Raw genomic sequence first — 8,530 nt, forward strand, 5'->3', positions numbered from 1 at the left:
GGGCTGCCGTTCGGCGGGGTCGGCGGCAGCGGCATGGGGGCCTATCACGGGGAACATTCGGTGCGGACGTTCTCGCATGAGCGCCCCACCCTGGACAAGCCGCTGTGGCCGGACACGCTGGAACTGATCTATCCGCCGTACACCCGGACCAAGCACCGGATCATCGACGCGCTGGTGGCGCCGGGCGGGAAGCGGGCCAGGAAGCGCTGAACGCCCGCCGGGCTAACGGGGGCTTCAGCTCAGTCCTTTCGCGCGGTCCCGGACCGGTGCATCGTCTCGGCCAGCAGCTCCACGAAGAGCTGCACCTGGGCCGTCCGTTTCTCGTTGATCAGCAGGGCGAAAACATTCCGTGCCAGCCGGATCTCCGGCACATCTAGGACCACCACCCCGGCAGGCCGGTGCCGCAGGGCGAGGTCGGGGACCAGGGCGGCGCCGAGCCCGGCGGCGGCCATCTCGAGGCTCGCGTGGAAGTCATCGCTGTAGGCCACCACGCGGGGGTGCAGGTTGCAGCTCGCGAAGAGCCGTTCGATCACCGTGGCGTCGGACGTGCCCGGGTGGTGCATGATCCAGGGCATGTCCGATAGGTGCGGCGCGGCGACCTTGGAATCCGTGCCGATGCCCCAGGCTGCGGGCAGCACCACGCGGAAGTCGTCGTCGCCGATCCACTGCCGGTCCACGGTGTGCGGCCAGGCGAGTCCGGACTGTCCCACCTGGTACACCAGGGCGACGTCGAGTTCGCCGCCGGTCCGCAGCCCCTGGATGGTCTGGGCCGGCTCCGCGACCGAGACACGCAGGTCGATGCCGAGCTTCTTCCAGGCCGGGTTCCGCAGGATCGGCGGCAGCACATAGGTGGCGAGGCTCGGGAAGATGCCCAGCCGCAGCTCCTGGCTGGGACTCTCCTGCGCCCGGGAAGCGGCGGCCATCAGCGTCTCGATGTCCGTCAAAACCTTGGCGGCGTGCCGGGTCATGACGACGGCGGCTTCGGTCGGCTGGATGCTGCGGGCCGCGCGCTGGAACAAGGTGACGCCGGTGTCGCGTTCCAGTGCCGACATTTGCTGGGAGACGGCCGAAGCCGTGTAGCCCAACCGGGTGGCGGCGGCCGCAAACGAGCCAAGCCGGATCACTTCCACAAGGGTCCGGAGATGGACGGGGTTGATCAAGGGCTGCCCTTCGCCTGGTTGCGGGTCCACGGAGACGGGACCGGAATTCCCGCTTCATTGTGGCATATCCGGCCCTCCGGCGGCCGTGCCGGTCTGCGTGCTGATGTGTCTGGCGGAATGTCCGCACGGAAAGTCTGCGCTGCGCGGCCGGGCCCATGCAGGAGAATCCGAGGAACCCAGCTCACGTGGCAGATGACGGCGTCACTGGCGACGGTCTGACAGCAAAACTGAAAAATTCCACATTCATACTCATCCGGCCACCCGACAGCATCGAATTGCCCATAAGAGACTTCGGGCCAGACAACAGGAGCAGATCAGTGTCGCAAGCAGCAGGGATTCCGGCAGGCCGGCGCGTCGCCGTCATCGGCAGCGGAGTGGCGGGGCTGACCGCCGCGTACGTGCTGAACGGGCAGGACCGGGTAACGCTCTTCGAGGCCGACTCCCGGCTCGGCGGCCACGCCCACACCCACGATGTGACGCAGCAGAACGGACCCACGCTGGGTGTGGACACCGGCTTCATCGTCCACAACGAGCGGACGTATCCCACGCTCCTGCGCCTGTTCGCCGAGCTCGGCGTCGAAACCCAGGACTCCGAAATGAGCATGTCCGTCCGCTGCGACGGCTGCGGGCTGGAATACGCCGGCGCACGGGCCAAGGGGCGCGGGATCATTCCCCGGCCGTCCACCCTGCTGCGTGGCCGCTACCTGCGGATGCTGCTGGAAGTCACCCGGTTCCACCGCCGGGCCCGCGCACTGCTGGCCGAACCCGCCACAGGCACGGCAGTCGCCGGACACGAGCTCACCCTGGGGGAGTTCCTGGCCCAGGAGAAGTTCAGCAGCTATTTCATCTCGCACTTCATGACCCCCGTGGTCAGCGCCGTTTGGTCCTGCGACCCCACCACCGCGCTGGCCTACCCGGCCCGCTACCTGTTCACCTTCCTGGGCCACCACGGCCTGCTCGGCGTCAAGGGCTCCCCGCAATGGCGGACCGTCACCGGCGGCTCGCGCAGCTACGTCGACAAGGTCGCCGCGACTCTGCCGGACATCCGGCTCGCCAACCCGGTCACCGCGGTGCACCGGCACGCCGACGGCGTCGACGTCACGTCCGCGCTCGGTGCCGGGACCGTGCGCGAGACCTTTGACGCCGTCGTGATCGCCACCCACCCGGCGCAGGCCCTGCGCATGCTCACCGACGCCTCGGCGGCCGAGAGGGCCGCCCTTGGCGGCATGCCGTATTCGGTGAACCAGACGCTCTTCCACCGTGACGAGGCCGTGCTGCCGGCCAGCCCCAACGCCCAGGCCTCCTGGAACTACCGGCTGCCGTCCTGCGACGCCCGGCCGGACAAGGTCCTGGTCAGCTACGACATGACCCGGCTGCAACGGCTGGAACCCGTCGACGGCGGCCGGTACATCGTCAGCCTCGGTGAATCCGAGCTGATCGACGACGCCACGGTCCTGGACCGGATGGTCTACGAGCACCCGCAGTACACCCCGGAGTCGCTGGCGGCGCAGCAGCGGATCCTCGGACTCGGCGACGGGCGGCTGGCCTTCGCCGGCGCGTACCACGGCTGGGGATTCCATGAGGACGGCGCCCTGTCCGGCCTCAAGGCCGCCGCCCGGCTCGGCCGCGACTGGGACCCGGTCAACAGCGACGCTGTTAACATCGGCACGGTCAACATCGGCGCAGGGGCCGTGGACCCGGACCCCGCCCCGGCCACAGTCCAGCCGGCCACAGTCCAGCCGGCCGCAGTCCAGCCGGCCGCGGTGGAGGTGCCATGAGCGCGCCGGCCACCATCCATCCGGCCGCCCTCCACGGCGCGGCCATCTACCGCACTGCCATCGCCCATGTGCGGCGGACTCCGCTGCGCAACGCTTTCACCTACCGCAGCTACAGCTGGTATGTCGACGTCGACCATCTCCCGCAGCTGCCGCGCCTGCTGCGGCCGCTGGCGGGATTCCGGGTGGAAGACCACCTCGGCGATCCGGACGGCACCCTGCGCGGCAACGTGGAAAGCTACCTTGCCACCCAGGGGATAAAGCCCGACGGCGGACGCATCACCATGCTTGCCAGCGCCCGGGTGTTCGGGCACGTGTTCAACCCGCTGAGCGTGTTCTGGTGCCATAGTGCCTCCGGTGAGCTGCGCTGCGTCGTCGCCGAGGTCCACAACACGTACGGGGAGCGGCACTGCTACCTCCTCGAAACCGACGCCACGGGCAGGGCGAGCGTCCCTAAGGCGTTCTATGTTTCGCCGTTCAACGACGTCGACGGCGAGTACCGCATGAAGCTCCCCGAACCCGGCGAACGGCTCGCCGTATCGATCGTCCTGGAACGGGAGGGACAGCAGCCCTTCATCGCCACCATGGACGGCGTCCGGCACGAAGCAAGCGTGCGGAACATCGTGTCCGCGGCGCTCGCCGTACCCGCGGCCCCGCTGCGTGTCGCGGCACAGATCCGCTGGCAGGGCATCAAACTGTGGGCGCGCCGCCTGCCCATCATCAAAAAACCACACCACCCCTCACAGGAGGCAGTTCAGTGACAATGACCGAAGCGACCGGATCCGGTACGGGACGGGCACAGGGCACCACGCACAGCAGCGCAGTAAACGGCAGCGCCGTCAACAGCGGGCTCGTCACCGGCAGGGTGCCGTACACCGTTCCCCAGCCTCCCGCCACCATCGACGCCGCCATCTGGCCCAGCATCGCCACGGTGCCCTCGAGCCTCAAGGCCCGTGTGGCCGGACGCGCTGCGGACGCCATCTTCAAGGCGGCCGTGCGCAGGCTGCCGCTGGAAGTCCGGTACCCGGACGGCACAGTATTGGGCAAAGCAGCACTGGGCACGGCTCCCTCCGACCAGGTACCCGCCGGCACCGCCTCTGACGAGGCTGCCGCCGGCTATCCCGTCATGACCATCAACCGGCCCGTTGCCTTCGCCACCCGCCTCGGCGACGGCGGCCTGATCGGCCTGGGCGAGTCCTTCATGGCCGGCGACTGGGATGCCGATGACCTGACCGCCGTCATGGAGGTGTTTGCCTCCCGCGTCGGCACGCTCGTGCCTGAGCCGCTGCAGAAGCTGCGCGGCCTGTACCTGCCGCGCCAGCCGCGCAGGGAACGGAACACGGAGAAGAACACCCGCTCCAACATCTCCCGGCACTACGACCTCTCCAACGAGCTCTTCGCCTCGTTCCTGGACAGCACCATGACGTACTCCAGCGCCCTCTTCCCGGAAAGCGGCGACGCCCTGCGGAACGTGACCTGGGACGGGCTGGCCGCCGCGCAGCAGGCCAAGATTGACCGGCTGCTGGACAAGGCCGGCGTGAAGGAAGGCACCCGGGTCCTGGAAATCGGCACCGGCTGGGGAGAGCTCGCCCTGCGCGCCGCCGCCCGCGGCGCCACCGTCTACTCCGTGACGCTCTCCAGCGAGCAGCAGGAACTGGCCCGCCAGCGCGTGGCCGAGGCCGGCTACGCCGACGCCGTCACGATCGAGCTCAAGGACTACCGCGCCGTGGAGGGCGAGTACGACGCCGTCGTCTCGGTCGAAATGATCGAGGCCGTCGGCTTCGAATACTGGGCCACCTACTTCCAGACCATCGAGCGGGTCCTGGCCCCGGGCGGCAAGGTGGCCATCCAGGCCATCACGATCGCCCACGACCGGCTCATGGCCACCCGCACCAGCTACACCTGGGTGCACAAGTACATCTTCCCGGGCGGGGTCATTCCGTCCGTCCGCGCCATCGAGGACATCACCGCGAAGCAGACCGGACTGCGCGTCCGCGAACGCCTCGCCATGGGCGAGCATTACGCCCAGACGCTGCGGCTCTGGGAGGAACGGTTCATGGCCCGCGAAGACGAGGTGGGGGCCATGGGCTTCGACGCGGTCTTCCAGCGGATGTGGCTGTTCTACCTCTGCTACTCCCGGGCCGGGTTTGAAACGGGCTACCTCGACGTGCAGCAGATCGTGCTCGACTCCGCTTCCTAGCGCCGGTGTTAGAACAATCACGAATCGCTTGAGGCGGGCACCATGTGCCCGCCTCTTTCGTGTGCCCGGACACCAGATGTAGTGGCCGGCGCCACCGATCCGGGTCCCCGCTGCGGCGCGCGACACGCCGTCTGCGGTGCGACACGCGGGCGTGATTAATGTGGCTAACTACTCCACAGGGTGTGGATTTCGTCCGCCAAAATGGCGGAAATCCGGACATTTGGAGGGCCCCCTCCTGTGGATTAAAGGTGGGTTAAATGACATACTTGTAATACATCATCTTGGGGTCCACATGAGGCTCTTGCACTACATGTAGTATCGACATACAGTTCCAGCAGAGCATCAGCGCGGGACATCCGGAGCCGGGATTGCGCTCCACAGAAGACTTCAACAAAGGGGACAGGACCATGACCGTTACGGTTTACACGAAGCCGGCCTGCGTTCAGTGCAACGCGACCTACCGCGCGCTGGACAAGAAGGGCATCGCCTACCAGAGCGTCGACATTTCCCAGGACGCGGAAGCCCTCGAGCGCCTGAAGTCCCTGGGCTACATGCAGGCCCCCGTTGTCGTCACCGACCAGGACCACTGGTCAGGTTTCCGCCCGGACAAGATCGAAGAACTGGCGCAGGCTGCCGCCGTCGCTGTAGCCTGAAAAGCCCTGTCGCCTGAAAAGCCCAGGACGCCGCTACAAGGCAAGAATTCACGGTAGATGAGGTGACCACCGTGGCTGTAACAACTGAAGATCGGGTGGCTGCCACGGCTGACGGCGGGGAAGCGGTCAGCACGGCAGCACCGGCCATCACCACACACTGCCGGCTCATCTACTTTTCCTCCACCTCCGAAAACACCGCACGCTTCGTTGCGAAGCTGGGCGTCGACGCCGCCAGGATCCCCCTTTACCCGAGGGACGCTCCGCTGGTGGCCCGGGAGCCCTACGTTTTGTTGCTCCCGACCTATGGGGGCACCGGGGGAGAGGGATCTGTTCCAAAGCAGGTCATCAGGTTTTTGAACGATCCGGGCAACCGGAAGCTGATCCGCGGAGTAATTGGCGCGGGAAACACCAATTTCGGGGACAACTACTGCATGGCAGGGGACATCATCGCCGCCAAGTGCAAGGTCCCGCACCTATATCGCTTCGAACTCATGGGGACGCCGGAAGACGTCAACCGCGTACAACAAGGATTGGAAGAGTTTTGGACACGACTGTCGCAGACACAGCAGTAACTGAAGGCGCAGGCCTGCACACGGGCACCGGTACCGCCGCCGCCGCTGTTGAGAAGAAGCACGAGATGCCGGCCGCGTACAAGGGCCTGGGCTACCACGAGCTGAACGCCATGCTGAACCTCTACGGCCCCAACGGGGAGATCCAGTTCGAGGCCGACCGCGAGGCCGCGCACCAGTACTTCCTGCAGCACGTGAACAACAACACCGTGTTCTTCCACGACCTCGAGGAAAAGCTCGACTACCTCGTCAAGAACGAGTACTACGAGCGCGAAACCCTCGACCAGTACACGATGAACTTCATCCGCGAGCTCTACAACCGCGCGTACAAGAAGAAGTTCCGCTTTGAGACCTTCCTCGGCGCGTTCAAGTTCTACACCTCCTACACGCTGAAGACGTTCGACGGAAAGCGCTTCCTGGAGCGCTACGAGGACCGCGTCTGCATGGTGGCCCTGCACCTGGCCCGCGGCGACGAGAAGCTCGCCACCCAGATGGTGGACGAGATCATCGAGGGCCGCTTCCAGCCGGCCACCCCGACGTTCCTGAACGCCGGCAAGCGCCAGCGCGGCGAATTGGTCTCCTGCTTCCTGCTCCGCATCGAAGACAACATGGAGTCGATCGGCCGGTCCATCAACTCCGCGCTGCAGCTGTCCAAGCGCGGCGGCGGCGTGGCCTTCGCGCTGACCAACATCCGCGAGGTCGGCGCGCCGATCAAGCAGATCGAGAATCAGTCCTCCGGTGTCATCCCCGTGATGAAGCTCCTCGAGGACAGCTTCTCCTACGCCAACCAGCTCGGTGCCCGCCAGGGTGCCGGTGCGGTGTACCTGCACGCGCACCACCCGGACATCTACCGCTTCCTGGACACCAAGCGCGAGAACGCGGACGAGAAGATCCGCATCAAGACCCTCTCGCTCGGCGTCGTCATCCCGGACATCACCTTCGAGCTCGCCAAGCGGGACGAGGACATGTACCTGTTCTCCCCGTACGACGTCGAAAAGGTCTACGGCATGCCGTTCTCCGACGTCTCGGTCACCGAGAAGTACTACGAGATGGTGGACGATTCCCGGATCAAGAAGACCAAGATCAAGGCGCGCGAGTTCTTCCAGACGCTCGCCGAGATCCAGTTCGAATCCGGCTACCCGTACATCATGTTCGAGGACACCGTGAACCGGGAAAACCCGATCGACGGCAAGATCATCATGTCCAACCTGTGCTCGGAGATCCTCCAGGTCTCCCAGCCCACCACGTACCACGATGACCTGTCCTACGACCAGACCGGCAAGGACATCTCCTGCAACCTGGGCTCGCTGAACATCGCCAAGACCATGGACTCGCCGGACTTCGGCCTGACCATCGAGACGGCCATCCGGTCCCTCTCGGCCGTCTCGGACATGTCCAACATCACCTCGGTGCCCTCGATTGCCCGCGGCAACGACCAGAGCCACGCGATCGGCCTCGGCCAGATGAACCTGCACGGCTACCTGGCCCGTGAGCGGGTCCACTACGGCTCCGAAGAGGGCCTGGACTTCACCAACATCTACTTCTACTCGGTGGTGTTCCACGCGGTCCGTGCCTCCAACCTGCTGGCCATCCAGACCGGCCAGACCTTCGGCGGCTTCGAGAAGTCCAAGTACGCCTCCGGCGAGTTCTTCGACAAGTACACCGAGCAGGAATGGGTCCCGCAGACCGAGAAGGTCGCGGAGCTGTTCAAGAACATCCACATCCCCACCCAGGATGACTGGCGCGAGCTGAAGGCCTCCGTCATGGAGCACGGCATCTACAACCAGAACCTGCAGGCCGTGCCGCCCACCGGCTCGATCTCCTACATCAACAACTCCACCTCCTCGATCCACCCGGTGGCGTCAAAGATCGAGATCCGCAAGGAAGGCAAGCTGGGCCGCGTGTACTACCCGGCGCCGTACCTGACGAACGACAACCTGGAGTACTACCAGGACGCGTACGAGATCGGCTACGAGAAGGTCATCGACACCTACGCCGCCGCCACGCAGCACGTGGACCAGGGCCTGTCCCTGACGCTGTTCTTCAAGGACACCGCCACCACGCGCGACATCAACAAGGCCCAGATCTACGCCTGGAAGAAGGGCATCAAGACCATCTACTACATCCGTCTCCGCCAGCTCGCGCTGGAAGGGACCGAGGTAGAGGGCTGCGT

The 8,530-nt window shown here is 65.9% G+C and carries 7 protein-coding genes and 1 pseudogene; 7 read left to right on the plus strand and 1 reads right to left on the minus strand.

The features are described 5' to 3' along the window. Window positions 1–210: pseudogene (locus Y706_RS26525) on the plus strand (aldehyde dehydrogenase family protein); the annotation flags it as partial. A gap of 29 nt (window positions 211–239) precedes the next feature. Here the strand turns inward: Y706_RS26525 and Y706_RS0119280 are convergent. Then, window positions 240–1,160: a LysR family transcriptional regulator gene (locus tag Y706_RS0119280; RefSeq protein WP_028277881.1), complete on the minus strand. Its 921-nt coding sequence runs from the start codon at window positions 1,158–1,160 to the stop codon at window positions 240–242. Between the two features lie 317 nt (window positions 1,161–1,477). Between Y706_RS0119280 and Y706_RS0119285 the strand changes: the two genes are divergently transcribed. The 6 genes from Y706_RS0119285 to nrdE form a co-directional block, all read left to right on the plus strand. Continuing rightward, a complete protein-coding gene (locus tag Y706_RS0119285; RefSeq protein ID WP_028277882.1) occupies window positions 1,478–2,938 on the plus strand; it encodes an NAD(P)/FAD-dependent oxidoreductase in 1,461 nt (486 codons plus the stop codon). Continuing rightward, window positions 2,935–3,696, plus strand: a complete 762-nt coding sequence (locus Y706_RS0119290) for a DUF1365 domain-containing protein (RefSeq protein WP_043436513.1) — start codon at window positions 2,935–2,937, stop codon at window positions 3,694–3,696. The genes Y706_RS0119285 and Y706_RS0119290 overlap by 4 nt, the downstream gene beginning before the upstream one ends. A 2-nt stretch (window positions 3,697–3,698) precedes the next feature. Beyond that, on the plus strand, window positions 3,699–5,135 hold the full coding sequence (locus Y706_RS0119295; protein ID WP_216699153.1) for a class I SAM-dependent methyltransferase: 1,437 nt from the start codon (window positions 3,699–3,701) through the stop codon (window positions 5,133–5,135). A 407-nt stretch (window positions 5,136–5,542) separates the two neighbouring features. Continuing rightward, entirely contained in the window at window positions 5,543–5,788 is a 246-nt protein-coding gene (gene nrdH, locus Y706_RS0119300) for a glutaredoxin-like protein NrdH (protein WP_018773329.1), read from the plus strand. 146 nt (window positions 5,789–5,934) lie between these two features. Beyond that, window positions 5,935–6,360 (plus strand): class Ib ribonucleoside-diphosphate reductase assembly flavoprotein NrdI, encoded by a 426-nt coding sequence (gene nrdI / locus Y706_RS0119305; RefSeq protein WP_156945208.1) that lies wholly within the window; start codon window positions 5,935–5,937, stop codon window positions 6,358–6,360. Next, a partial coding sequence (gene nrdE, locus Y706_RS0119310) for a class 1b ribonucleoside-diphosphate reductase subunit alpha (protein WP_253906840.1) occupies window positions 6,330–8,530 on the plus strand: 2,201 nt, incomplete at its 3' end. The genes nrdI and nrdE, both read left to right, overlap by 31 nt.

The organism is Arthrobacter sp. I3 (assembly GCF_000520575.1).
In the GTDB taxonomy this organism is placed as follows: Bacteria; Actinomycetota; Actinomycetes; order Actinomycetales; family Micrococcaceae; genus Arthrobacter; species Arthrobacter humicola_A.